Here is a 21,835-nt window from a genome sequence, read left to right as displayed (position 1 = left end):
AGCGCTTTGGTCCTTACATGCGGAACACGCCGAACCGGTCCGGCGCATGGGGTGAACGAATGGGGGCATTGAGCGAGGCGGACAATGCAAGGCCAAGCACCATACGCGTATCCTCCGGCGCGATGATACCGTCATCCCACAGCCGCGCGGTGGCGAAATAGGGATGACCTTCATCCTCGTAGCGGGCGCGGATCGGTGCCTTGAAGGCCTCTTCCTCGTCAGCGCTCCAGCTCTCTCCGCGCGCTTCCATGCCATCACGCTTGACCGTGGCCAACACGCTTGCCGCCTGCTCGCCGCCCATCACGGATATCCGCGCGTTCGGCCAGGCGAACATGAAGCGAGGGCTGTAGGCACGCCCGCACATGCCGTAATTGCCTGCCCCATACGACCCGCCAATGATGACGGTGTATTTGGGAACCTGCGCTGTTGCCACCGCAGTGACCATCTTGGCACCGTCCTTGGCAATACCACCGGCTTCGTACTGGCTGCCTACCATGAAGCCGGAAATGTTCTGCAGGAAGACCAGCGGAATGCCGCGCTGGGAGCAGAGCTCGATGAAATGCGCAGCCTTCTGGGCACTCTCCGAAAACAGGATGCCGTTATTGGCGACAATGCCGATGGGATACCCCATCAGCCGCGCAAAACCCGTCACCAGCGTCGTGCCATAGAGCTTCTTGAACTCGTCGAACTCCGAGCCGTCCACCAGCCGCGCAATGACCTCCCGCACGTCATACTGGGTTGCAAGCGAAGCCGGCACGACACCATTGAGTTCCGACGGGTCATAGAGCGGAGCCACGGGACGGCGGATATCCAGCTCGACCGGCTTTCGTGTATTGAGATTGGCGACAATCTGCCGGGCGATGGCGAGCGCATGCGCGTCATCCTCCGCATAGTGATCCGTGACGCCGGATTTACGGGAATGCACATCTGCACCACCCAGATCTTCAGCCGAGACCACTTCGCCCGTCGCCGCCTTCACCAGAGGCGGGCCACCGAGGAAAATCGTACCCTGGTTGCGCACAATGACCGTCTCGTCGGACATGGCCGGAACATAGGCGCCGCCCGCCGTACAGGACCCCATCACGACGGCTATCTGCGCGATGCCCTCCGCCGACATGGTGGCCTGGTTGAAGAAGATGCGCCCGAAATGCTCACGGTCCGGGAAGATGTCCGCCTGGTTGGGCAGATTGGCACCACCGGAATCGACCAGGTAAATACACGGCAGCCGGTTTTCCCGGGCGACTTCCTGCGCGCGCAAATGCTTCTTCACCGTGACCGGATAATAGGTCCCGCCTTTGATCGTGGCATCATTGCAGACGATCATGCACTCGCGGCCTGAAACACGACCGATGCCGGTGATAATGGCCGCAGCATGGATGTCATCGTCATACATGCCGTTAGCTGCCAGCGGGGACAATTCCAGGAATGGTGTGCCCGGGTCGAGCAATCGCGCCACCCGCTCACGCGGCAGCAGCTTGCCCCGGCTTACATGGCGATCCCGAGAGCGCTCATTGCCCCCCAGCGAGGCGGCCTGCGTCTTCGTTGCCAGATCATCCAGAAGGGCCTGCATGGTTGCTGCATTGGCAGTGAAAGCGGAGCTCTTGGGCTGGATGGCGGAACTGAGGCGGGGCATTGGACTTGCGCGTTTCCTGTCTCGACGTCTTGTTGAGAGTATCGGCGCCTCACAGAGGCAGCCCGGCGACTCCGGGTCGCAAGGGAGCATAGGCCCTGTCACGGCGCAAGCAGCATGTCACAGGTCAACCAGCAGTCCGATTTTCGCTGATTTCAGCGCTTCGCCGACCGTCACCTGCCAGGCTGTCAGACTTCCCCTTGATTGCCATAGGCGGTTGTTTCAGTTGCCCGGCAACGATTTTGTCATGTGATAATTTGCCTGATTATTTATCAGTATCCGTCTTTTCTTTGTGGGCATGAAATAGATTGCAAAAAAGCCGAAAAACTTGCATGATGCGTGAGCCTACTCGACTTCTCTAGCCTGCCTCCGACGACGTCATCAAACAAAAGGCGCATTCAGGACTTCCGGCCAGAGGTTGCGAAAGCTCGCTTTCGGCATGGTGCCGTGGCGAACCTGGATCGCACGACGATCAGTTTTGAAGGACGCATGAAGATGCAGGGAACCGTTAAGTGGTTCGACATGAAGAAGGGCTATGGTTTCATCCAGCCCGAAGGTGGTGGCAAGGATGCCTTTGTGCACATCACCGCCGTGCAGGCCGCCGGCCTCGCCTCGCTTGACGAAGGTCAGGTCGTGGAGTTCGAACTCCTCGAAGGCCGCAACGGCAAGATGGCCGCTGAAAACCTGAAGGTGACCGGCTAACCAGCCGCCAGCTTCTGATACGAGATTGAAAGCCCGGATGTTCCCCACACATCCGGGCTTTCCTTTATCCGGCATCCCATTTCTCAAGCACGCGCCGTAGCCAGACTGTGGCAGGATGCCCGCATCATGAGTCGTCCCCTTTTTCCAGTCGCCCCCCTCCTGGCGTCCGGCTATCTGCCGGAACAGGATGGACACGAGATCTATTTCGAAACCCGGGGCACCGCAGGCGGCACTCCCCTCCTCTACCTGCACGGCGGACCGGGCAGCGGATGCTCGCCAGACATCACCCGGCTCCTCGATGGTGACCGCAACTACATTGTTCTGATGGATCAGCGCGGCGCAGGCCAATCCCGCCCCCATGGCTCGCTGTCACACAACACCACGCAGCATCTGATCGCTGACATTGAACGCCTCCGCACCCACCTGGGCATCACCCAATGGCGCATCTTCGGCGGGTCCTGGGGCGCCACACTGGCTGTCGCCTATGCCATGGCCCATCAAGGGCACGTGTCTGAAATGGTGCTCTACGGGCTTTTCCTGGCGCGGCAGAAGGAACTTGAACGGCTCTACTATCCGGGTGGGGTCGCAGCATCCTTGTTCCCCGAAGTATTCGACGACTTTATCGCGCCAGTCCCCGAGAGCCTGCGCGACGATCCCATCAAGGCCTATGCCGCCTTGTTCAACGCGCCGGACCCACACACCCGGTCTGCCGCCCTTCTATGCTGGACGCGGCTGGAAAAGGCCGTCTCGAGACTGATCCTCGAGTACGACGCCCTCGACGCAGAGTTATCGGATCCGGACTATGTGCTGGCCCACTCGCTGATCGAGAACCACTATTTCCAGCGCCATGGCTTCATCAACGGCGACGCCATTCTGCACGACGCCAGCGCCCGGCTGCGTTCAATTCCCACAACGCTCATAGCCAGCCGCTATGACATCGTCTGCCCAATGGAGACAGCTATGGAATTTGTCCGTGCCGTGCCCCATGCGCGTCTTCAAATCGTCGCTGATGCCGGGCATACCTGGCGCGATCCTGCAAACACCCAGGCGCTTTTGGACGCTCTCAACGCCACCGGCACAAACACACCATGACATCCACTCCCAAACCGAAAGCATGGAAAGTCCTTGCGGACGAGGTGCTATTCGAGACGCCATACATCCGCGCGCGCAAGCAGCGGTGCGAAACCATGCGCGGGACCATCGTCGACCCCTATCACGTATTCGACATGCCGAACTGGTCAGCAATGCTCCCGGTTACGGAAACCGGTGATGCCGTACTTGTGCACAATTACCGGCACGGCTCGGAGCGGGTAATGGTTGAACTGCCCGGTGGCATCATCGACGACACAGATCCGGATACGGACAGTGCGGTGCAGCGCGAGCTCATGGAAGAGACCGGCCACCAGGTCGACCGGATTTTCGCCCTGCCGCCGATCCAACCCTATCCCGGCCGTTTCCGCCAGCGGGCTTATCCATATCTCGGCATCGGCGCCAAGCAGGTGGCCGAACAGGCACTCGAAGACGACGAAGACCTGGAGGTCTTCACTGTGCCACTGGCAGATGCGTTCCGCATGTTCGCGGATGGCAGCGTCGATGTGGCTGCGGTCCATGGCGGCATCATGCTTTCCGCGCGCCATCTCATCATGACCGAGCCGGACCTCGCATTCCTGCGCGATCTGCTGTGATTGAGATCAGGCGCCGCCGCCGCGCCGCGCCTCACGCCACATCGGATAGATCGGCGGGCAGCCTTCAGGCAGGTCCGGCTCTTCGGTGAGTTCGAACCCGTAGCGCTGATAGATGGGAACGTTCTCGGGCTTACTGCTTTCAAGGAAGGCCGGCATGCTGGCCCGGTCGACCTGCTCGAGGCCCGAACGCAGCAAGGCACCGCCAAGACCCTTGCCCTGCCCCTCCGGCACCACGCCAATGGTGAAGAGGTAGAAATGCGGCTCTTTAGGCTTCACCGGCTTCAGAGCCTTCTCGAATGCCGTTGAGCGGGACAAGGCGACGGGAACACCTGTCAGCAGCATATCTTTCATGGCGCCCAGTTGCTCACCGAATGACATGGCCTTGCTGCCGCCGGGCGGCATCCACATGGTGGCACCCTGCTCATTGTCCAGAAATTCAGAGAAGCCTGCCGGAATGTAGGCCGCGCGAGCCAGTCGCGTCATCATCCGTGTAATGAGCGACGGCTTTTGCAGGATCCAGAGGGAGATGGGGTCGTCGGCAAAGGCCTCGCCGATGATCCGGCCAACCCGCTTATCGTCCCCCGGGCCTGCACGGTGAATCACGTGATCAGTCATCAGGGCCTGTAGATATCGACCACGTCCGATGCGGTAAAGACCGAAAAGACCCCTGCCCCGCCGGAACCACCGATGACCAGAAAGCCCCGCGCTGTGCCGGCAGCAGCTGCACCGAGACGCGGCAAGGGCAAGGCTTCACTGGTGCGCCAACTCTGCGAGCCGGCAGCAAGCACATAGTGTTCCTTGAAGGTCCGCATAGGGTCGTTCGACCGGCCGCCGGCAACGTGGATTGTGCCATTGACAGTACCGACCGCAGCATCAGCCAGCGGCATCGGCAGGTCAGCCCCGCGTGACCACCGGCCCGAAGCCGGGTCATAGACATGAACCTGGGCCGTCACGCCACTGCCCGTCCGTCCACCGAGCACCATGACACGCCCATTGGCAGCAACAACGCCCAAATCTGTACGGGGCGTCGGAAGATCAGCACCGAGGTCACGCCAGACAGCCTTAAAGGTGTCATAGACGAAGACGCGCGACGCATTGGGGCCTTCGCCGCCAACCACGTAGAGATCCCCATCGATTGCCACCATGCCGTGGCGCGCACGCCCCGCCGGCATGTCCGCCATCCGCACCCACACAGCGTTGGTGATGTCATAGCGCCAGAAATCGCTGGCCGGGGCATCAAAGGCATCGCCGGCGAACCCGCCGGACACATAGACGCCGCCATCGGCAGCAACAGCCATGCCGAAATTCTGCCGCCCCACCGGCATTGTCGGCAGCGGCCGCCAGATATCACCCACAAGGTCATAGGCCGCAAAATCACTCACCGGCCCTGCTAGTGCACCGCCGCCTGCCACATAGACCGTGTCACCCTGGGCCGCCGCTGACCCGAAGGCGCGTGCATCCGCAACCGGCGCCCCCTCACTCCATCCGGCCTGCGCCATGACAGGTGTGAGGACGATGACGGCAGCCAGAGCCATGCGGCGCAGGGCGGAACTCACTAAAGCAACAACCATGTGGCCAATCCCAGGAAAGCCAGAAACGAGACCGCGTCCGTAAGCGCAATCAGGAACACGCTTGACGAAATGGCAGGGTCGGCCCCTGCCCGGTCCAGCGCAAGCGGAATCAAGATGCCGGAAAGCCCCGCAAAGCCCAGCGTGATGACCATTGAGACAGCGATAACACCACTCAACTGCCAATCCCCAAATATGAAACCAACACCGATCCCCATAAGGATCGCGAAGATGATGCCGTTCAGGAAGGCCACCAGCACCTCACGCGAGATGACCCGGCGCACGTTGAACTCAACGAGATCACGGGTCGCCATGGCGCGGACGGTCACAGTCATCGTCTGCGTGCCCGCATTGCCCGCTAGCGCGGCCACGACGGGCATCAGGATTGCCAGGGTCACCATCTTCTCGATGCTGACACCGAAGGCTGAAATGACGATCGCGGCAATCGCGGCGGTAAAGAGGTTGGCAAACAGCCAGGGAAAGCGGCTGCGGGCTGTCTGGATCACGGTATCGGTGAGGGCTTCATCACCCACACCGGCAAGGCGGCGGATGTCTTCGCCCGCCTCTTCCTGAATGACCTCAACCACGTCATCCACAGTCACCATACCGACGAGGCGCTCTTCCTCGTCCACCACAGCGGCCGAGACGAGATTGTACTTCTCGAACTGATAGGCGACCTCTTCCTGGTCCATCGCGGCTGGGATCAACGTCTGATCCATGTCCATGATGTCGCTGATCTTCACCGGGCGCTTGGTACGCATGATCCGCGACAGCGGCACGGTGCCGATGGCATGGAAGGCTTCATCCACCACGAAGATTTCGAAGAATGTCTCCGGCAGGTCGACGGACTCACGCATGTGGTCGATTGTCTGCCCCACGCTCCAATGCGGCGGCACGACAACGATGTCGCGCTGCATCAGGCGGCCGGCGCTGTCCTCGTCATATTCGAGGGAGCGTTCGATCTGGGTCCGCTCTTCCTCGGGCATGCGGTTCAGCAGTTCGCGCTGTTCCTCAGCCCCCATATCTTCGAGGAGATAGACCGCGTCATCCGTATCAAGATCAGCCAGTGCCTCGGCGACGCGGCCTGGGCCAATATGGCTCAACAGCTCGTCACGCAAGCCCTCGTCCAGCTCGGACAGCGCCACAAGATCGAAATCCGGTCCGAGGATCGCAACCAGCGTGCGCCGCTCATCCGGGCGCAGCAGCTCGATCAGTTCGGCGAGATCGGAAGGATGCAGATCGGCTGTGAGTTTCCGCACCGCAGGCGCATCGCCCGCGTCGATCCGGTCCACAACGGTGCGGACGAAATCCGGCGACAGGCCGAGATCGTCCTCCGGGTTCCGGTCAAGCTCTGCTGCGGTGTCGCTCACGTGGGCCGGTCCATCTTCGAATGCGGGATGACGCTGTTGCTAGCGGAAGGCGCACCAAGTCACCACCCCAAATTAGGCGATTTTGCGCATTTTGCCCGGCTTTTCCGGCGAACGGAAATCGTCTGTTGGCGGCTCACGGCAAGGCACGCGCCCGGCAGCCGGACGCGTATCAGCCAATTCGAATGTCTGAAGATGAATGGTGCGGTCGAGAAGACTCGAACTTCCACGGGTTTTACCCCACAGCGACCTCAACGCTGCGCGTCTACCAATTCCGCCACGACCGCACGGTAGAACTGCCGAACACCGGGCCGCGAAGCAGCCGGACAAGGCAGGGACCGCCGTGTAGCAAACTGCCGGGCTTGGCACAAGCCCGGTTTTGCGCCAATCGGCAGTCCCGTGCCGTTTTCGGGATCAGATGCCGTCGCCGTCGACGAGACCCGGCACGTGAATTCCACACTCATCCTTGTCGAGGCCCGCCCAGCGGCCGGAACGGTAATCGCCGCCCTCTTTCACCCGGTCGGTGCAGGGCATGCAGCCGATGGATAGATAGCCGTCCTTCACCAGCGGATGCCGCGGCAGCTTATGGTCCTCGATATAGGTCTTGAGATCGTCGAGGTCCCAATTGGCCAGCGGATTGATCTTGAAACGCCCGGGCGTGCCGTCGGCAGCGGCTTCCTGCTCGATGGTCGCCATCTGCGACCGGGCACCTGTCTGGAATTTCTTGCGACCGGTGAAGGACGCTTCGAAGTGTTCAAGCCCATGCGCGAGCGGCAGGACCTTGCGCACATGACAGCAGCCATCCGCGTCGCGGGCCCACAGGTCGCCCTTGGGGTCTTGCACATCCAGCACCCGAGGATCCGGACCCAGCGAACGGATGTCCGTGAGGCCGAGCTTGTCCTGGAGGCGGTCGCGATAGCGCAAGGTCTCGCCGAACAGCTTGCCCGTATTGAGGAACAGAACCGGCACCGTCGGATTGACTTCCGAGAGCATGTGCAGGAGCACAACGGCCTCGGAGCCGAAGGAAGACACCATGGCAATTTTGCCCGGGAAAGCCTTGTGGATCATCGCATCCATGAGGTCCTTGCCGTCCAGGTGACCAAATTCGGCCTGAAGCTTCTCCAGCCGCTCGGACGTAACGGTCTCACTGTCCATCGCCTGGCGCTGCACCGGCGTGGGCGTGGCCTCCAGAGGCATTGCCTGAATTGCTGTCATGATAGCCAGCCTTTCTCATCAATGAGGGCATTGGTGCGCTTGCCCAGATCGGCAAAGGACACCCCTTCCTCACGCCAGCGCGCGCGGGCGCCAGCTATTTCGGATACGTGGTCGGCCCATTCCTCCCCGAAGGTCTCGGCGAGATGAGCCTTGAGCCGCCGGGCGAGCCCGGGCGACGCGCCACCGGTCGAAACGGCCAGCAGCAGATCGCCGCGCCGCACCATGGCAGGCACATGAAAATCACAGAGCGGGCGCACATCCTCGGTGTTCAGCAGGACCTTGCGGGACCGGGCCATGGCGGCCAAACGGGTCTCGGTCTCGGCACCAAGATCCGCCACAAAGAGGATATCGATCCCGTCGAGATCCGCTTCGTCAGGTAATCGCGCCACAAGGCGGTCACCCGCCATCGTCGCAAGCTCCTCGTCAGCGTCCAGAGCGAAAACCAGAACGCCCTTTGCCCCCGCCTCATCCAGCAGCCTGATACGCTGCTTGGCCGCCCGGCCTGCGCCGGCCACGGCAGCAATCAGCTGCGTAAGGTCCAAGGCAACGGGAAACATCACGGAAAGGCTCCCTAACTCGCTCGACACCGCGGAAATGCAGGGTTTTCAGGACCCCACGCCGCGCATTGAACAAGAGTTAAGGGGTTCACGCATTTTGTTCAAGCAAAACACGTGAAATAGAATATTTCACAAGAAGGAATGTGATTAGCGGGCTCAGAAGGTGTGCTGCTGCAGAACCTCTGTAATTGACACGCCCACATGCTCGCCCTGCACCACGATCTCGCCGCGGGCAATCGGCTGATTGTTAGCCAGAAGCCAGACTTCCTCGGATTCATGGGCTTCCAGCTCGATCACGGCACCACGGCCCATCTTCAAAAGCTGGTGGATGGGCATTGACGCCTTGCCGAGGACCACCGAAATCTCAACCTCAACCTTGTCGATCGCATTCATGACATCTGGCCTGTTCCGGCGCCCGCACATGCGAGGGCTGCCCCGTGTGCCTCACAGTCTCAGAACAGGGTTACCCAGTCGTAAACAAACCGGGCCGGCCAGCCCGTGCTATAAGGCCTGACATGACGTCCACCCACACCACACCTAAGAAAGATGTCCGCGCTCCAATCAAGCGGCTCTACAGCGACCACGCACCTGTGCAGTGGCGCGTTGCGGACGGGCTTGTCGCCTACCCGGATGCCCTGGCCTACATGGAAGAGCGTGCCGCAGCCATCGCTGCGGGAGATGCCCCTGAACTCGTATGGCTGCTGGAACACCCGCCTCTCTATACCGCAGGCACAAGCACCAATCCGGTCGATCTACTGACGCCGGACCGCTTTCCTGTCTATGAGACTGGACGCGGGGGCCAGTACACCTATCACGGCCCCGGCCAGCGGGTTGCCTATGCCATGCTCAATCTCAAGGAGCGTGGCCAGGATGTCCGCGCCTTCGTGGCGGGTCTTGAACAATGGATCATCGGCACCCTCGCCCGCTTCCATGTTCATGGCGAAATTCGCGACGACCGTGTGGGCGTATGGGTAGAGCGCCCAGAAAAACCGCGGCAAATGAATGGTCAGCCTACGGAGGACAAAATCGCAGCAATCGGCGTGCGGGTCCGCCGATGGGTGACCTTTCACGGCATCAGCATCAATCTGAACCCGGAGCTCGAGCATTTCTCGGGAATTGTACCCTGCGGCATCCAGCAGCATGGCGTCACGAGTTTCGAGGATCTGGGACTGACGACAACCATGCCTGATCTCGACATGGCTCTGAGGGCCGAATTTGAAATGGTGTTCGGACCGACGGTCTCCGCCTAGCCGAGCAGCGTCAGCACCTCTGCAGCGGCATCGAACTCAGCTTTGTGGGCCTTGGTCCGGGCGGCCGCCTCCGCATCCTCTCCCCACTGGGAAATCTGGAACAACTCGTCAACACGGGAGGTCTCAAAGGCCCCTTCCGCATCCAGCCGCTTGTGCAGGACAGCAAGCCCGATCACGGCACTACCGGATATCGTCACCAGCGTATGCAGCGCAGTCAGACGCAGCGGGTCCAGCTTGGAAAGCACAGCCCGCAGGCGGACAAGTTCAGCCTCATCCTGCGTTACATGCATGATGCCACTGGTGCTCGCCAGACGCACAGCATGGCTCTCCTTCAACCATGCAAGCAACGGATCCCAGGCAGCTGTCTGCTGCGCCACCAGTTCCGCAGGCTGCTCGGCCCGGTAGCAAAGAAGATCAGACCCACCATAACGGGCAATCTCGTCGATCGCCGGGCCAGCATCTTCAGCCACGCGGTCAATCGCAGTGGTGACGATGCGCGTGCGCGGCATGGAGGCAGGGTCGACATGGTCAGACTGTGCTGCCCACTCAGCCGCCACAGCCTCCGCCAGCGGGTGAGAGGGAAGCCTGACCGGATTGCGAGCTGGCGTCTTTAACTCCCGCTCATCCAGCAAGACGGCCACGCCGTCATCCCGTGCTTCCGCACGTGCATCTTTGTAGAAGCGTTTGGCCATGCGCGCTTCCCGCTCCTTCTGTGGATCAAAAGCACGCACGAAACTCGGCTTGTCGGCCTCGCTCATTCTCCGGTCCTTCAGTTTGTCAGTCCTGCAGCGCCGATAGACCGGCGCCGAGCTGCGCGCGCACCCGCGCGACCGCGTCATCAAGCGACGCGAAATCGTCAATCACCTCATGGGCGCCGGATGCGTGCAGAACATCAACCGGGTGGTAGCCCCACGAGACCCCGATAGCTCCAGCACCTGCCGCGCGCGCCATCTCCATGTCATAGGTCGTGTCGCCGATCATGATGGTTTCATGCGGATCTGCACCCACATCAGCCATGGCCAGCTTCAGCATGTGCGGATCCGGCTTGCCGGGTCCATCATCAGCCGTTCGTACACTGAGGAAATGATGCCGCAGGCCATGTTCCTTGAGGATGTTCTCCGCACCGCGCCGGGACTTGCCGGTCGCAACCCCCAGTAATGCGTCAGTCCCAGATAAACGCGTCACAGCATCGTGCGCCCCGTCAAACAGGATCTCCTGTGTCTGGCCCGAGGCCCGCATGCGCCCATAGACCGACTTGTAGCTTTCCGCCATGGCATCATGAACATGCGGCTCATGATCCGGCATCAGACGGGCAATTGCCGGCACCAGGGAAATCCCGACGACCGACATGATGTCCTGACGCGCCGGCGGCACATGCCCCAGGGTCTCGAAACTCTCGACCATTGCGGTCGTGATGGCATGCTGGCTGTCCACAAGAGTGCCATCGCAGTCAAACACGATGAAAGTCAGGCTCATGCTTCAAGCTCCGCAAAGGGGTCTTCGTCGTCATTCGGGTTAAGGCCAAGCAGATCCCACGTCTTGCGCATATGTTCGGGCAAAGGCGCGACGACGGTGATCATGTGGCCCTTTGGATGACGGATGGTGAGCTCACGCGCATGCAGGTGCATCTTCCGAGGGATCTCGCCGCCCGGATGAGCCTCAGACCCGCCGTATTTTCCATCCCCCACAATTGGCGTCTTGATGGCAACAGCATGCGCGCGGATCTGGTGCGTGCGTCCGGTCACCGGCATGAAGGCGACCCAGGCAAGCTTCTGCCCGGCCTGCGCAACGGTGGCGTAATGCGTGATGGCGTGGCGCGCGTCGAAGTCATCATCTTCCGCCGCGTGAACCCGCTCGCGCCCTTCCGTGCCCGCTTTGGCCAGTGACAGATTGATGGTCCCGCGCTGCGGGCGCGGCACACCATTGACCAGGGCCCAGTAGATCTTCCGCGTGTCATGGCGCTTGAGCGCACGGCCAAGCTTGGCCGCCGCATCCCGCGAGCGCGCCAAGACCAGAACACCGGACGTATCCTTGTCGAGCCGATGCACCAGCCGCGGCCGCTCCGGCGCATCGAATGCAAGGGCGTCGAGCATGGCATCAATGTGCTTGTCGGTCCGGGAGCCGCCCTGCACTGCCAAACCCGCTGGCTTGTTAAGGACGATCACATCACCATCCTTGTAGAGCACGAGATCCCGGAGGAAGGACCCGTCCTGAGAAGCCGCCTTCCGGGGCTTGCTGCTGCGCTGCGGCGCGGCGTCGGCATTGTCCGGCAAAGGCGGCACACGCACGGCCTGGCCTTCCTCAAGGCGCGTGGAGCCCTTTACCCGGCCGCCATCTACCCGAACTTGACCGGTCCGCAGCAACTTCTCCAGCCGCCCATGACCAAGCCCCGGGAACCGGGCCTTGAACCAGCGGTCAAGCCGCATCCCGTCATCACCGGCCTCAACCTGGATTGTCTGCACACCGCTCATGACAGCACTCCGCGCATCAGCCACAGGCCGCAAAACAAAGCGCCAATGGAAAACAGAGCCGACATTGCCACATACCCGAATGCCAGGGCCCATTCGCCGCGCTGGATCATCAACGCGCTCTCCAGGGAGAATGCCGAGAAGGTGGTGAAGCCGCCAAGCAGACCGACAGTCAGAAACGCCCGCAGCTCCGGGGAATAGGAAAACTTGAGCGCCCCGGCTTCAACGACTGCCCCCATCAGGAAGCCACCGACGACATTGGCTGCGAGGGTGCCGAAGGGAAACCCAGGCCCCATGAGAGCAAGCGCGCCGGCGCCGACTGCATAACGGCCAACCGCTCCCAAGCCGCCACCCAGGGCAATGGCCAGAACCATGTTCATGTCCGGCTACCTCTTACCTTCGCAAAATAGGCGAGCCGCTTGTTCAGCTCGCGCTCGAAACCGCGCTCCGGTGGCTGATAGAACACAGGCCGCTCATACATCTCATCCGGGAAATAGTCCTGCCCCGACACACCGCCATCCGTGTCGTGGTCGTACTCATACCCTGCCCCATACCCCTGCTCCTTCATCAGCCGCGTTGGAGCATTGAGGATGTGCCGCGGCGGCATCAGGGAACCGGTCTCCTTCGCAAGCCGCATGGCGGCCTTGTACGCCACATAGGCCGCGTTGGATTTGGGGGCGGTCGCGAGATACACCACAACCTGCGCAAGCGCCAGCTCTCCCTCAGGACTGCCGAGGAAGTCATAGACATCCTTGGCCGCATTTGCTTGCAGCACAGCCTGCGGATCCGCGAGGCCAATGTCTTCAATTGCCATACGCACCAACCGCCGGGCGATATAGAGCGGATCCTCACCGGCGGTCAGCATGCGCGCCAGCCAATAAAGAGACGCATCCGGATCCGATCCGCGTACGGATTTGTGAAGCGCGCTTATCAGGTTGTAATGACCGTCCTGTCCTTTGTCATAAACAGGCGCACGGCGCTGCACGGTCTCGGCCAAGGCCGCGGCATCCAGGGCGTCCGCATCGGAAGGCAACGAAAACAGTTCTTCCGCAAGGTTGAGAAGGAACCGCCCATCGCCGTCGGCCATCGCTTTCAACACGTCTCTGGCTTCAGCAGTAAGAGGCAGGGGCCGCCCTTCGAGAGCTTCCGCACGCGTGAGAAGAGTTTCCAGCGCCACGTCATCAAGGCGACGCAAAACAAGCACCTGAGCACGGGAAAGGACGGCCGCATTGAGCTCGAAAGACGGGTTTTCAGTCGTCGCGCCAACGAGGATGATGGTGCCGTCTTCCATATGTGGCAGGAAGCCATCCTGCTGGGCCCGGTTGAAGCGATGGATCTCATCCACGAACAGCAACGTGCCCCGGCCGGTCGCCCGCCGCGCCTTCGCCGCGTCAAAGACTTTCCGCAGGTCAGCCACGCCTGAAAAGATCGCCGATATCTGGACGAACTCCATCTGCGGTACGGCTGCAGACAACAGGCGGGCGATGGTCGTCTTGCCGGTTCCCGGGGGACCCCACAGGATCACGGAGTTCAGTCGGCCGCTTGCCACCATGCGACCCAGCGGGGCGTCGTCCGCCACCAGGTGATCCTGCCCGGCTACCTCGCCAAGCGCCACCGGCCGCAGCCGGTCCGCCAGGGGGCGCGGTGCATCGGCCTCAAGGCCTGCCTGCTGAAAGAGATCGGACATGGGCGGCACCATATCCGATTTTGCCGCTGCCAGAAGCTAGAGGCGTACTGTCGTATTGAATACCTGATCTCCGCGCCGCACAGAGACCTGCCAGTTGCGGCCGCCACCCGACAACGCGTCTTCCAGCGCATCCACACTCTCAACACGCGCATCATTGATACCCAGGATGATGTCACCCGGTTGCAGGCCAAGCCGATTGGCCGGGCTGCGGCGCACCACCTGCGTTACAACGATGCCCGACAGCATGGGATCAAGGCGGATTTCCTCCGCAAGCGCCGGCGACAGATTGGCCACCCTGGCGCCGGAGAACGGATGCGGGCCCTCCAGCAGCGTCTCATCCCGTGCCGGGCGCTCAGGGGGCGCTGTAAGGCGCAAGGTTCCCGTCCGCTGCCGCCCTGCACGCAAGTACTCGACCTCGACACTGGAGCCTATCTCACGCGTTGCAAGGCGGTAGCGCAGCGTGTTCTCGTCGACGATGTCGTGGACATCCAGGCGGCGGATCACATCGCCGGTCTCAAGTCCCGCCCGATCCGCAGGGCCGCCGGGATATACATCCCCGATCAGCGCCCCACCTGGCCGGTCAAGACCGAGGGATTGCGCAAGCTCACTGGTGATGCTTTGGACCGATGCTCCCAACCAGGGACGCACAACCCTCCCATTGCCGCCATCCTGCGCGGAGGCAACCACAAGCCGCACCATGTTGGCTGGAATGGCAAACCCGATACCGATGGAGCCGCCTGACCGCGAGAAGATCGCCGTGTTTACGCCAACCAACCGGCCATCCATCGTCACCAGCGCGCCCCCCGAATTGCCCGGATTGATGGCCGCATCCGTCTGGATGAAGAACTGGTAATCGCTCACACCTACCTGCGTGCGCGCGAGCGCCGACACGATGCCGCTGGTCACCGTCTGCCCGACACCGAAGGGATTGCCTATAGCAAGAACCAGGTCCCCCACTTCCAGCGCATCGGAATCACCGAAACTGAGGGTCGGCAGTTGCTCACTGCCCGGGTCAATCTTCAGGATCGCGAGATCCGTGCGCTCATCGGCCAGCAACAGTTCTGCTTCAAACTCACGCCTGTCGGCGAGTGCCACCGTGAAACTGTCACCCTCCGCAATCACATGGTTGTTGGTGACGATGATGCCATTGGCACCGACAATGACCCCGGAGCCCAGCGAACTTTGCACCCGCTCCCGCGGCACACCGAACGAAAAACGGTCGCCGAAGAAACGGCGAAAGAACGGATCGTTGGCAAAGGGAGACTGGGCCTGTTCCCGGACCACGCGCTTGGTGAACACATTGACGACAGCCGGCGCCACACGTTTGACAAGCGGCGCGAAGGAGAGGTCGATCTCCGCCTGGGACCGGGGCACCACCTGCGCGGCACCAGGGACTGCCGACGCTATGAAAGCCGCAAACGCGGCACACATCAGGGCGGCGGACATCTTCCTCATTCGGCAAACCTCTAGACTGGTCACATGGCGTCAGATGGCATGATCAACAGGATGTGGCAGCGGCACCCAGAGGCGCAACCACCAAGCCGCTGATTGGTGAAGACGCAGGTCATCACCTTCCGGCCAAAGAAAAAGGCGGCCACATGGGACCGCCTCCTCCGTAAATCATCTCTGCAAGATGCCTCAGGCGGCGTCCTGCTCCTCGGCGGACAGGTCCGGACCGGAGTCCTGACCCTTGGCAGCCGGGTCGCGGTCGACGAACTCGATCACGGCTAGCGGCGCGTTATCGCCGTAGCGGAAGCCGGCCTTCATGATGCGGATATACCCGCCCGGACGCTCCGCGTAACGCGGACCCAGCACGTCAAACAGCTTCTGCGCCCACTGCTTTTCCGGCAGCTTGGAATAGACCATGCGACGGGCGTTGAGATCGCCGCGCTTGCCGAGTGTCACGAGCTTTTCCACAAAGGGACGCAGCTCCTTGGCTTTCGGCAGGGTGGTGACGATCTGCTCATGCTTGATGAGCGCGACGGCCATATTGGCCAGCATCGCCTTGCGGTGCGAGGCGGTGCGGTTCAGTTTGCGATGGGCTTTGCCGTGACGCATTGTTCTTTCTCCTCAAGCGCGGATGTTATCCGTTACGCGCTCAGTACTGATCCTCGTAACGCTTAGCCAGTTCTTCGATGTTCTCCGGCGGCCAGCTCGGCACTTCCATGCCGAGGTGGAGACCCATCTGAGCCAGCACTTCCTTGATCTCGTTCAGCGACTTGCGGCCGAAATTCGGCGTACGGAGCATCTCCGCTTCGGTCTTCTGGATGAGATCACCGATATAGACGATGTTGTCGTTCTTCAGGCAATTGGCCGAACGAACGGAGAGTTCCAGCTCGTCCACCTTCTTGAGCAGCGCCGGGTTGAATTCCAGCTCCGGACGCTCTTCGACGACCTGCTCCGGACGCGGCTCTTCGAAGTTCACGAAGGTCTGGAGCTGGTCCTGCAGGATACGCGCAGCAAAGGCCACGGCGTCATCCGGCGTCACCGACCCGTCAGTCTCAACAGTCAGGGTCAGCTTGTCGTAATCGAGAATCTGGCCCTCGCGGGTGTTCTCAACTTTGTAGGACACCTTGCGGCACGGGCTGAACAGGCTGTCTACCGGGATGAGGCCGATCGGCGCATCGTCCGGACGGTTGCGGTCGGCCGCCACATAGCCCTTGCCGGTGTTGACCGTGAACTCCATGCGGATTTCAGAGTCCTGGTCGAGGGTGCAAAGCACGAGATCCGGGTTCAGGATCTCAATGTCGGCGCCAGCCTCAATCATGCCGGCGGTGACCTCACCCGCCTGATTGGCCACGAGCGTCATGCGGCGCGGCCCTTCGGCATGCATACGCAGAGCCATCTGCTTGATATTGAGGACGATATCGGTCACGTCCTCGCGGACACCGGCAACAGACGAGAACTCGTGCAGAACGCCATCAATCTGCACCGACGTCACGGCCGCGCCCTGAAGCGACGACAGCAGCACACGACGCAGGGCATTACCGAGCGTCAGGCCGAAGCCACGCTCAAGCGGCTCCGCAACCACGGTGGCAACACGCTGGGCGTCACGGCCGGGCTGGATGTCCAGCTTGTTCGGCTTGATCAATTCCTGCCAGTTCTTCTGGATCACGTTGTTAGCCTCGTTGATCATGCGGCCCTGCCCGGCTCTTGCCGGAACTCCCCTCGCCCGAGGCGCCGGGGACACCCCAATAGTGGGAAGACCGCGAATTTCGAAATCCGTTGGGTGACGGATGACCCGTCGAAGGAGCGCGTGTTAGACGCGGCGCTTCTTCTTGGGACGCACACCGTTATGCGGGATCGACGTCACGTCCCGGATACTCGTGATGGTGAAGCCGGACGCCTGCAGGGCACGCAGGGCGGACTCACGCCCCGACCCCGGACCGGAGACCATGACTTCCAGGGTCTTCATGCCGTGCTCCGCAGCCTTCTTGCCCGCGTCCTCCGCAGCAACCTGCGCGGCGAACGGGGTGGACTTGCGCGAGCCCTTGAAGCCCATGGCACCCGCGGACGACCAGGAAATCGCATTCCCCTGCGCATCCGTGATGGTGATCATGGTGTTGTTGAAGCTCGAATTCACATGCGCCACGCCCGAAGAGATGTTCTTGCGCTCGCGGCGGCGAATGCGGGTTGCGTCTTTTGCCATCGTGTTGCTTTGCCTTTTGATTGCCGGCGGCGTGCCCCTGCAAGAGCCTCAGGACCGCGCCGGCAGAAAACCTGATTACTTCTTCTTACCGGCAATCGGCTTGGCCGGCCCCTTGCGGGTGCGGGCATTGGTGTGGGTGCGCTGACCGCGGACCGGCAGGCCACGACGGTGACGCAGGCCGCGGTAGCAGCCGAGATCCATCAGGCGCTTGATGTTCATCGCCACTTCGCGGCGCAGGTCACCTTCCACCAGATAGTTCTGGTCGATCACTTCACGGATCTGGATCACTTCGGCATCCGACAGCTCGTTCACACGCCGGTCATGCGGCACGTTCACGGTGTCCAGAATTTCGGCAGCCTTCGAGTTGCCGATGCCATGAATGTAAGTCAGCGCGATGAGCGCGCGCTTGTTCGTCGGGATATTGACGCCTGCGATACGAGCCACTGCTACGTTTCTCCAAAAGTGCCGCTTGTCCTGTCCGGCCGGTCTCCCAGATGGGACCCAAGCCGGGGTTCAGATACACAAAAAAACCGCTCGCGTGCCCACCCCAACGTTGAGGAGTAGGAACGGCGCGGAAATCCGCGATTCTGACCTTTGCGGAGGCGCGGATTATAGGTTTCGTTCAGTTCCAGTCAACCATTGATGCGCCGGCATTTACGCCGCCGCACCGATTCATCAAAAATCACAGCCAAACCACTGTTTTATCGATGGTTTTCCCATCGACTCACGCAGTGGCCAGGCCGATCTTGTCCTCGATATCGCGGGTCACGTCATCGATGGACTTCATACCGTCCACAACCAGAAGCTTACCCTGCGACTCGTAATACGGGATCAGCGGCGCCGTCTGCGCGTGATAGACCTCGAGACGCTTCTTCAGCGTTTCCTCATTGTCATCCGCGCGGTCGCCGCCGGTTTCCGCAATGCGCGACCGGATGCGGTCCACAAGGATCGAGTCATCCACACGGATTTCGATCACAGCGTTAAGCTTGAGACCCTTCTCCGCCAGCATCTTGTCCAGCGCTTCCGCCTGACCCGTCGTGCGAGGAAAACCATCCAGGATGAAGCCGTTCTTGCAGTCGTCTTCCTCGATGCGGTCAGAAATGATGGTCACCACAACCTCATCCGGCACAAGGTCACCGCGTTCCATGATTTCCTTTGCCTGCTTGCCGATCTCTGTGCCGGCAGCCACGGCCGCGCGGAGCATGTCACCAGTAGACAGCTGCACAAGCCCATGGGCCTCCTGCACACGGCCCGCCTGCGTGCCTTTACCGGCACCTGGCGGTCCAAGGAAAATCAGGTTCATCGACGCCCCCCTCGCAACTTGGACTTCTTGACCATGCCCTCATACTGATGCGCCAACAGATGGCTCTGGATCTGGGAAACCGTATCCATGGTGACGCTCACGACAATCAGCAGCGAGGTGCCACCAAAATAGAACGGCACCGCATACTGAGACACCAGGAACTCGGGAAGCAGACACACAATGACAAGATAGGCCGCACCCACCACCGTCAGGCGTGTCAACACATAGTCGATATACTCGGCGGTCCGCTCACCCGGACGGATACCCGGCACGAAACCACCATACTTCTTCAGATTATCCGCCGTTTCCGCCGGATTGAACACCAGAGCGGTGTAAAAGAACGCAAAGAACACGATGCCTGCTGCATACAGCGCCATGTAGAGCGGCTGACCATGGCCTAGCAGCGTCGTGACGGTCGTCAGCCAGTCAGGGCTCGTGCCATCCGCCACAGTGAAGCCCGCTGCCGTCGCCGGCAGAAGCAGCAGCGACGAGGCAAAAATGGGCGGAATGACACCAGCTGTGTTCAGTTTCAGCGGCAGGTGGGATGAGTCACCGCCAAACATGCGGTTGCCGACCTGACGCTTTGGGTACTGGACGATAAGGCGCCGCTGCGCCCGCTCGACAAAGACAATGAACGCGATCACTGCAACGGCCATCAGCAGGAAGCCGACGATGACCAAGGTCGACAGAGCCCCCTGCCTGCCCAGCTCCAGCGTGCCCACGAGCGCAGCCGGTAGCTCGGCCACAATGCCAGCGAAGATGATCAGCGAGATACCGTTACCCACACCGCGCGCTGTAACCTGCTCACCCAGCCACATCAGGAACATGGTGCCCCCGACCAGCGTGATGACAGTGGTGACCCGGAAGAACATCCCCGGATCGATCACCACATTGCCCGCGCTCTCAAGGCCGACGGCAATGCCGTAGCCCTGCAACGTCGCCAGCAGGACCGTGCCGTAGCGCGTATACTGATTGATCTGCTTGCGGCCCGCCTCGCCTTCCTTCTTCAGCTGCTCAAGCCGCGGCACAACCGCGGTCATCAGCTGCATGATGATGGATGCCGAAATGTACGGCATGACGTTGAGCGCAAAGATGGCCATGCGCCCCACGGCGCCGCCAGCGAACATGTCGAACATACCGACAATGCCGCCCTGCTGCTGCTCGAACAGCTGCGCCAGCGCGACCGGGTCAATGCCCGGCAGCGGGATGTAGGTGCCCAGCCGGTACACCAGAAGCGCACCCAGCGTGAACCAGATGCGCTTCTTGAGTTCTTCCGCCTTCGCGAAGGAGGAGAAATTGATATTTGCTGCAAGCTGTTCAGCAGCCGACGCCATATGCGCTACTCCTTACAGACCACGCATCAGCGCGGCCTGGTAATCGGGCCTGCCTTACGCGGAAGCGGTGTCAGCAGCTTTCTGATTCACTGCCGGGACCACCGTAATCGATCCGCCCGCCTTCTCAACAGCTTCCTGCGCACCCTTTGAGGCGCTCGTCAGCTCGAAGGACACCTTCGCGGACAGCTCACCCTTGGCCAGCAGACGGACATCGACATCCTTGCGGCGGATCAGGCCGGCTGCTCGCAGCGCATCGGCGTTCACCGGCTTGGACGCATCCAGCTTGCCATTGTCGATAGCCTGCTGCACGCGGCCGATATTCACGATGGCGTATTCGGTCGGGAACGGGTTGTTGAAGCCCCGCTTCGGCATCCGCATGTGAAGCGGCATCTGACCGCCTTCAAAGCCCTTGATGGCCACGCCAGAACGCGACTTCTGACCCTTCTGACCGCGCGCGGCGGTTACGCCCTTGCCGGAGCCGTAGCCGCGGCCGACGCGCATGCGGGCCTTGCGGGCACCTGCATTATCTTTGAGCTGGTTCAGCTTCATTGTTCAACTGCCTTTTGCTCAGGGACCGCTCCTCGTGGGAGTGCAGCCCCGGCGAAATCAAATAAGGCGTGGAGAGGCGCTCAGGCCTCGTCCACGATCTTCACCAGATGCGGGATCTTGTTGACCATGCCGCGCACTGCGGGCGTGTCTTCAAGGGTCCGGCGACGGTGCATCTTGTTGAGGCCGAGGCCCACCAGCACCTTGCGCTGGGATTCCGGCCGACGGATCGGGCTACCGACCTGCTCAACGGTAATGGTCTTCTTAGCTGCCATTGGTCCCGCTCCTATTCAGCGTCTTCAAGAGCAGCGGTTGACGCATCCGCACGGCGCGACACCACATCGCTCACCTTCAGGCCACGGCGGGCCGCCACCATGCGCGGGCTCTGCTCGCGCTGGAGGGCATCAAAGGTGGCCCGCACCATGTTGTACGGGTTGGAGGTACCGATCGACTTCGCCACCAGGTCCTGCATGCCAAGCGTCTCGAAGACGGCGCGCATCGGACCGCCGGCGATGATGCCGGTACCCGGAGGCGCTGCACGCAGGAACACACGGCCCGCGCCATGACGGCCCGCAACATCGTGATGCAGTGTCCGGCCTTCGCGCAGCGGCACACGGATCATCTGGCGCTTCGCCTGATCGGTTGCCTTGCGGATGGCTTCCGGCACCTCGCGTGCCTTGCCGTGACCAAAGCCCACACGGCCCTTCTGATCACCCACAACAACAAGCGCTGCAAAGCCGAACCGGCGACCGCCCTTCACCACCTTGGCGACGCGGTTGATATGCACCAGCTTGTCGACGAATTCGCTATCGCGGTCGTCGCGATCGCGTCCACGTCCGCGGTCGTCCCGACCGCCCTGTTCCCGTGCCACGTG

26 protein-coding genes and 1 tRNA gene are annotated in these 21,835 nt (G+C 61.6%); 4 read left to right on the top strand and 23 right to left on the bottom strand.

The window, feature by feature from the left end; genetic code table 11:
- Nucleotides 1-13: 13 nt before the first annotated feature.
- Complete coding sequence (locus HG718_RS05285) at nucleotides 14-1,633, bottom strand: carboxyl transferase domain-containing protein (protein WP_160587635.1); 1,620 nt, start codon at nucleotides 1,631-1,633, stop codon at nucleotides 14-16.
- Between the two features lie 486 nt (nucleotides 1,634-2,119).
- On the opposite strand from HG718_RS05285, the gene HG718_RS05280 reads away from it, so the two are divergent.
- From HG718_RS05280 to HG718_RS05270, 3 genes are all read left to right on the top strand, one after another.
- Nucleotides 2,120-2,332, top strand: a complete 213-nt coding sequence (locus HG718_RS05280; RefSeq protein ID WP_027837659.1) for a cold-shock protein — start codon at nucleotides 2,120-2,122, stop codon at nucleotides 2,330-2,332.
- Nucleotides 2,333-2,458: 126 nt separating this feature from the next.
- Nucleotides 2,459-3,424 (top strand): prolyl aminopeptidase, encoded by a 966-nt coding sequence (pip, locus tag HG718_RS05275; protein WP_160587634.1) that lies wholly within the window; start codon nucleotides 2,459-2,461, stop codon nucleotides 3,422-3,424.
- A complete protein-coding gene (locus HG718_RS05270; RefSeq protein WP_160587633.1) occupies nucleotides 3,421-4,017 on the top strand; it encodes an NUDIX hydrolase in 597 nt (198 codons plus the stop codon). The genes pip and HG718_RS05270 overlap by 4 nt, the downstream gene beginning before the upstream one ends.
- A 6-nt stretch (nucleotides 4,018-4,023) precedes the next feature.
- Here HG718_RS05270 and HG718_RS05265 read toward each other — a convergent pair whose 3' ends face one another.
- The 7 genes from HG718_RS05265 to HG718_RS05235 form a co-directional block, all read right to left on the bottom strand.
- Nucleotides 4,024-4,632, bottom strand: a complete 609-nt coding sequence (locus tag HG718_RS05265) for a GNAT family N-acetyltransferase (protein WP_160587632.1) — start codon at nucleotides 4,630-4,632, stop codon at nucleotides 4,024-4,026.
- The gene (locus HG718_RS05260) at nucleotides 4,632-5,588 is read right to left on the bottom strand and encodes a Kelch repeat-containing protein (RefSeq protein WP_160587631.1); all 957 of its coding nucleotides are present in this window, start codon (nucleotides 5,586-5,588) and stop codon (nucleotides 4,632-4,634) included. Before HG718_RS05260 ends, HG718_RS05265 begins: the two co-directional genes overlap by 1 nt.
- Nucleotides 5,573-6,955: a magnesium transporter gene (gene mgtE, locus HG718_RS05255; RefSeq protein WP_160587630.1), complete on the bottom strand. Its 1,383-nt coding sequence runs from the start codon at nucleotides 6,953-6,955 to the stop codon at nucleotides 5,573-5,575. The genes HG718_RS05260 and mgtE overlap by 16 nt, the downstream gene beginning before the upstream one ends.
- Before the next feature lie 197 nt (nucleotides 6,956-7,152).
- Nucleotides 7,153-7,239: transfer RNA gene (locus HG718_RS05250), tRNA-Leu, on the bottom strand.
- Nucleotides 7,240-7,366: 127 nt separating this feature from the next.
- Nucleotides 7,367-8,167, bottom strand: coding sequence for a phosphoadenylyl-sulfate reductase (locus HG718_RS05245; protein ID WP_244617701.1), 801 nt, complete (start codon nucleotides 8,165-8,167; stop codon nucleotides 7,367-7,369).
- Nucleotides 8,164-8,724 carry a precorrin-2 dehydrogenase/sirohydrochlorin ferrochelatase family protein gene (locus HG718_RS05240; RefSeq protein WP_160588121.1) on the bottom strand — a complete coding sequence of 187 codons (561 nt, stop codon included), beginning with the start codon at nucleotides 8,722-8,724 and terminating at the stop codon, nucleotides 8,164-8,166. Before HG718_RS05240 ends, HG718_RS05245 begins: the two co-directional genes overlap by 4 nt.
- A gap of 156 nt (nucleotides 8,725-8,880) precedes the next feature.
- Nucleotides 8,881-9,117: a FliM/FliN family flagellar motor switch protein gene (locus tag HG718_RS05235; RefSeq protein ID WP_027837653.1), complete on the bottom strand. Its 237-nt coding sequence runs from the start codon at nucleotides 9,115-9,117 to the stop codon at nucleotides 8,881-8,883.
- 122 nt (nucleotides 9,118-9,239) lie between these two features.
- On the opposite strand from HG718_RS05235, the gene lipB reads away from it, so the two are divergent.
- Nucleotides 9,240-9,974, top strand: coding sequence for a lipoyl(octanoyl) transferase LipB (lipB, locus tag HG718_RS05230; protein WP_160587629.1), 735 nt, complete (start codon nucleotides 9,240-9,242; stop codon nucleotides 9,972-9,974).
- Here lipB and HG718_RS05225 read toward each other — a convergent pair.
- The 15 genes from HG718_RS05225 to rpsE form a co-directional block, all read right to left on the bottom strand.
- Nucleotides 9,971-10,732 carry an ATP12 family chaperone protein gene (locus tag HG718_RS05225; RefSeq protein ID WP_205345668.1) on the bottom strand — a complete coding sequence of 254 codons (762 nt, stop codon included), beginning with the start codon at nucleotides 10,730-10,732 and terminating at the stop codon, nucleotides 9,971-9,973. The two genes, lipB and HG718_RS05225, sit on opposite strands and share 4 nt — an antisense overlap.
- Before the next feature lie 19 nt (nucleotides 10,733-10,751).
- Complete coding sequence (locus HG718_RS05220) at nucleotides 10,752-11,450, bottom strand: HAD-IA family hydrolase (RefSeq protein WP_160587628.1); 699 nt, start codon at nucleotides 11,448-11,450, stop codon at nucleotides 10,752-10,754.
- A complete protein-coding gene (locus tag HG718_RS05215) occupies nucleotides 11,447-12,445 on the bottom strand; it encodes an RluA family pseudouridine synthase (RefSeq protein WP_160587627.1) in 999 nt (332 codons plus the stop codon). Before HG718_RS05215 ends, HG718_RS05220 begins: the two co-directional genes overlap by 4 nt.
- Nucleotides 12,442-12,822, bottom strand: a complete 381-nt coding sequence (crcB, locus tag HG718_RS05210) for a fluoride efflux transporter CrcB (protein ID WP_027837649.1) — start codon at nucleotides 12,820-12,822, stop codon at nucleotides 12,442-12,444. The genes HG718_RS05215 and crcB overlap by 4 nt, the downstream gene beginning before the upstream one ends.
- A complete protein-coding gene (locus HG718_RS05205; protein ID WP_160587626.1) occupies nucleotides 12,819-14,129 on the bottom strand; it encodes a replication-associated recombination protein A in 1,311 nt (436 codons plus the stop codon). The genes crcB and HG718_RS05205 overlap by 4 nt, the downstream gene beginning before the upstream one ends.
- 36 nt (nucleotides 14,130-14,165) lie before the next feature.
- The gene (locus HG718_RS05200) at nucleotides 14,166-15,584 is read right to left on the bottom strand and encodes a DegQ family serine endoprotease (RefSeq protein WP_160587625.1); all 1,419 of its coding nucleotides are present in this window, start codon (nucleotides 15,582-15,584) and stop codon (nucleotides 14,166-14,168) included.
- A 183-nt stretch (nucleotides 15,585-15,767) separates the two neighbouring features.
- Entirely contained in the window at nucleotides 15,768-16,187 is a 420-nt protein-coding gene (gene rplQ, locus HG718_RS05195) for a 50S ribosomal protein L17 (protein ID WP_160587624.1), read from the bottom strand.
- Between the two features lie 40 nt (nucleotides 16,188-16,227).
- Entirely contained in the window at nucleotides 16,228-17,265 is a 1,038-nt protein-coding gene (locus HG718_RS05190) for a DNA-directed RNA polymerase subunit alpha (RefSeq protein ID WP_036261166.1), read from the bottom strand.
- A gap of 123 nt (nucleotides 17,266-17,388) precedes the next feature.
- Nucleotides 17,389-17,778: a 30S ribosomal protein S11 gene (rpsK, locus tag HG718_RS05185; protein WP_027837644.1), complete on the bottom strand. Its 390-nt coding sequence runs from the start codon at nucleotides 17,776-17,778 to the stop codon at nucleotides 17,389-17,391.
- A gap of 75 nt (nucleotides 17,779-17,853) precedes the next feature.
- The gene (gene rpsM, locus HG718_RS05180) at nucleotides 17,854-18,222 is read right to left on the bottom strand and encodes a 30S ribosomal protein S13 (RefSeq protein ID WP_027837643.1); all 369 of its coding nucleotides are present in this window, start codon (nucleotides 18,220-18,222) and stop codon (nucleotides 17,854-17,856) included.
- Nucleotides 18,223-18,502: 280 nt separating this feature from the next.
- The gene (locus HG718_RS05175) at nucleotides 18,503-19,081 is read right to left on the bottom strand and encodes an adenylate kinase (RefSeq protein ID WP_027837642.1); all 579 of its coding nucleotides are present in this window, start codon (nucleotides 19,079-19,081) and stop codon (nucleotides 18,503-18,505) included.
- On the bottom strand, nucleotides 19,078-20,415 hold the full coding sequence (gene secY, locus HG718_RS05170; protein WP_160587623.1) for a preprotein translocase subunit SecY: 1,338 nt from the start codon (nucleotides 20,413-20,415) through the stop codon (nucleotides 19,078-19,080). The genes HG718_RS05175 and secY overlap by 4 nt, the downstream gene beginning before the upstream one ends.
- Before the next feature lie 54 nt (nucleotides 20,416-20,469).
- Nucleotides 20,470-20,964, bottom strand: a complete 495-nt coding sequence (gene rplO / locus HG718_RS05165; protein WP_027837640.1) for a 50S ribosomal protein L15 — start codon at nucleotides 20,962-20,964, stop codon at nucleotides 20,470-20,472.
- Nucleotides 20,965-21,044: 80 nt separating this feature from the next.
- A complete protein-coding gene (gene rpmD, locus HG718_RS05160; RefSeq protein ID WP_027837639.1) occupies nucleotides 21,045-21,236 on the bottom strand; it encodes a 50S ribosomal protein L30 in 192 nt (63 codons plus the stop codon).
- Between the two features lie 11 nt (nucleotides 21,237-21,247).
- A complete protein-coding gene (rpsE, locus tag HG718_RS05155; protein WP_027837638.1) occupies nucleotides 21,248-21,832 on the bottom strand; it encodes a 30S ribosomal protein S5 in 585 nt (194 codons plus the stop codon).
- Nucleotides 21,833-21,835: the final 3 nt, after the last annotated feature.

This window comes from Pyruvatibacter mobilis (assembly GCF_012848855.1).
In the GTDB taxonomy this organism is placed as follows: domain Bacteria; phylum Pseudomonadota; class Alphaproteobacteria; order CGMCC-115125; family CGMCC-115125; genus Pyruvatibacter; species Pyruvatibacter mobilis.
Note: the sequence above shows the minus strand (reverse complement) of the source record. Positions and strands in the feature narration are given on the sequence as shown.

Excerpts from the sequence above, each read along its gene's own strand:
- HG718_RS05285 (WP_160587635.1), bottom strand. The coding sequence starts at position 1,633 with ATGCCCCGCCTCAGTTCCGCCATCCAGCCCAAGAGCTCCGCTTTCACT.
- HG718_RS05280 (WP_027837659.1), top strand. The coding sequence starts at position 2,120 with ATGAAGATGCAGGGAACCGTTAAGTGGTTCGACATGAAGAAGGGCTAT.
- pip (WP_160587634.1), top strand. The coding sequence starts at position 2,459 with ATGAGTCGTCCCCTTTTTCCAGTCGCCCCCCTCCTGGCGTCCGGCTAT.
- HG718_RS05270 (WP_160587633.1), top strand. The coding sequence starts at position 3,421 with ATGACATCCACTCCCAAACCGAAAGCATGGAAAGTCCTTGCGGACGAG.
- HG718_RS05265 (WP_160587632.1), bottom strand. The coding sequence starts at position 4,632 with ATGACTGATCACGTGATTCACCGTGCAGGCCCGGGGGACGATAAGCGG.
- HG718_RS05260 (WP_160587631.1), bottom strand. The coding sequence starts at position 5,588 with ATGGTTGTTGCTTTAGTGAGTTCCGCCCTGCGCCGCATGGCTCTGGCT.
- HG718_RS05245 (WP_244617701.1), bottom strand. The coding sequence starts at position 8,167 with ATGACAGCAATTCAGGCAATGCCTCTGGAGGCCACGCCCACGCCGGTG.
- HG718_RS05240 (WP_160588121.1), bottom strand. The coding sequence starts at position 8,724 with ATGTTTCCCGTTGCCTTGGACCTTACGCAGCTGATTGCTGCCGTGGCC.
- HG718_RS05235 (WP_027837653.1), bottom strand. The coding sequence starts at position 9,117 with ATGAATGCGATCGACAAGGTTGAGGTTGAGATTTCGGTGGTCCTCGGC.
- lipB (WP_160587629.1), top strand. The coding sequence starts at position 9,240 with ATGACGTCCACCCACACCACACCTAAGAAAGATGTCCGCGCTCCAATC.
- HG718_RS05225 (WP_205345668.1), bottom strand. The coding sequence starts at position 10,732 with ATGAGCGAGGCCGACAAGCCGAGTTTCGTGCGTGCTTTTGATCCACAG.
- HG718_RS05220 (WP_160587628.1), bottom strand. The coding sequence starts at position 11,450 with ATGAGCCTGACTTTCATCGTGTTTGACTGCGATGGCACTCTTGTGGAC.
- HG718_RS05215 (WP_160587627.1), bottom strand. The coding sequence starts at position 12,445 with ATGAGCGGTGTGCAGACAATCCAGGTTGAGGCCGGTGATGACGGGATG.
- crcB (WP_027837649.1), bottom strand. The coding sequence starts at position 12,822 with ATGAACATGGTTCTGGCCATTGCCCTGGGTGGCGGCTTGGGAGCGGTT.
- HG718_RS05205 (WP_160587626.1), bottom strand. The coding sequence starts at position 14,129 with ATGTCCGATCTCTTTCAGCAGGCAGGCCTTGAGGCCGATGCACCGCGC.
- HG718_RS05200 (WP_160587625.1), bottom strand. The coding sequence starts at position 15,584 with ATGAGGAAGATGTCCGCCGCCCTGATGTGTGCCGCGTTTGCGGCTTTC.
- rplQ (WP_160587624.1), bottom strand. The coding sequence starts at position 16,187 with ATGCGTCACGGCAAAGCCCATCGCAAACTGAACCGCACCGCCTCGCAC.
- HG718_RS05190 (WP_036261166.1), bottom strand. The coding sequence starts at position 17,265 with ATGATCAACGAGGCTAACAACGTGATCCAGAAGAACTGGCAGGAATTG.
- rpsK (WP_027837644.1), bottom strand. The coding sequence starts at position 17,778 with ATGGCAAAAGACGCAACCCGCATTCGCCGCCGCGAGCGCAAGAACATC.
- HG718_RS05175 (WP_027837642.1), bottom strand. The coding sequence starts at position 19,081 with ATGAACCTGATTTTCCTTGGACCGCCAGGTGCCGGTAAAGGCACGCAG.
- secY (WP_160587623.1), bottom strand. The coding sequence starts at position 20,415 with ATGGCGTCGGCTGCTGAACAGCTTGCAGCAAATATCAATTTCTCCTCC.
- rplO (WP_027837640.1), bottom strand. The coding sequence starts at position 20,964 with ATGAAGCTGAACCAGCTCAAAGATAATGCAGGTGCCCGCAAGGCCCGC.
- rpmD (WP_027837639.1), bottom strand. The coding sequence starts at position 21,236 with ATGGCAGCTAAGAAGACCATTACCGTTGAGCAGGTCGGTAGCCCGATC.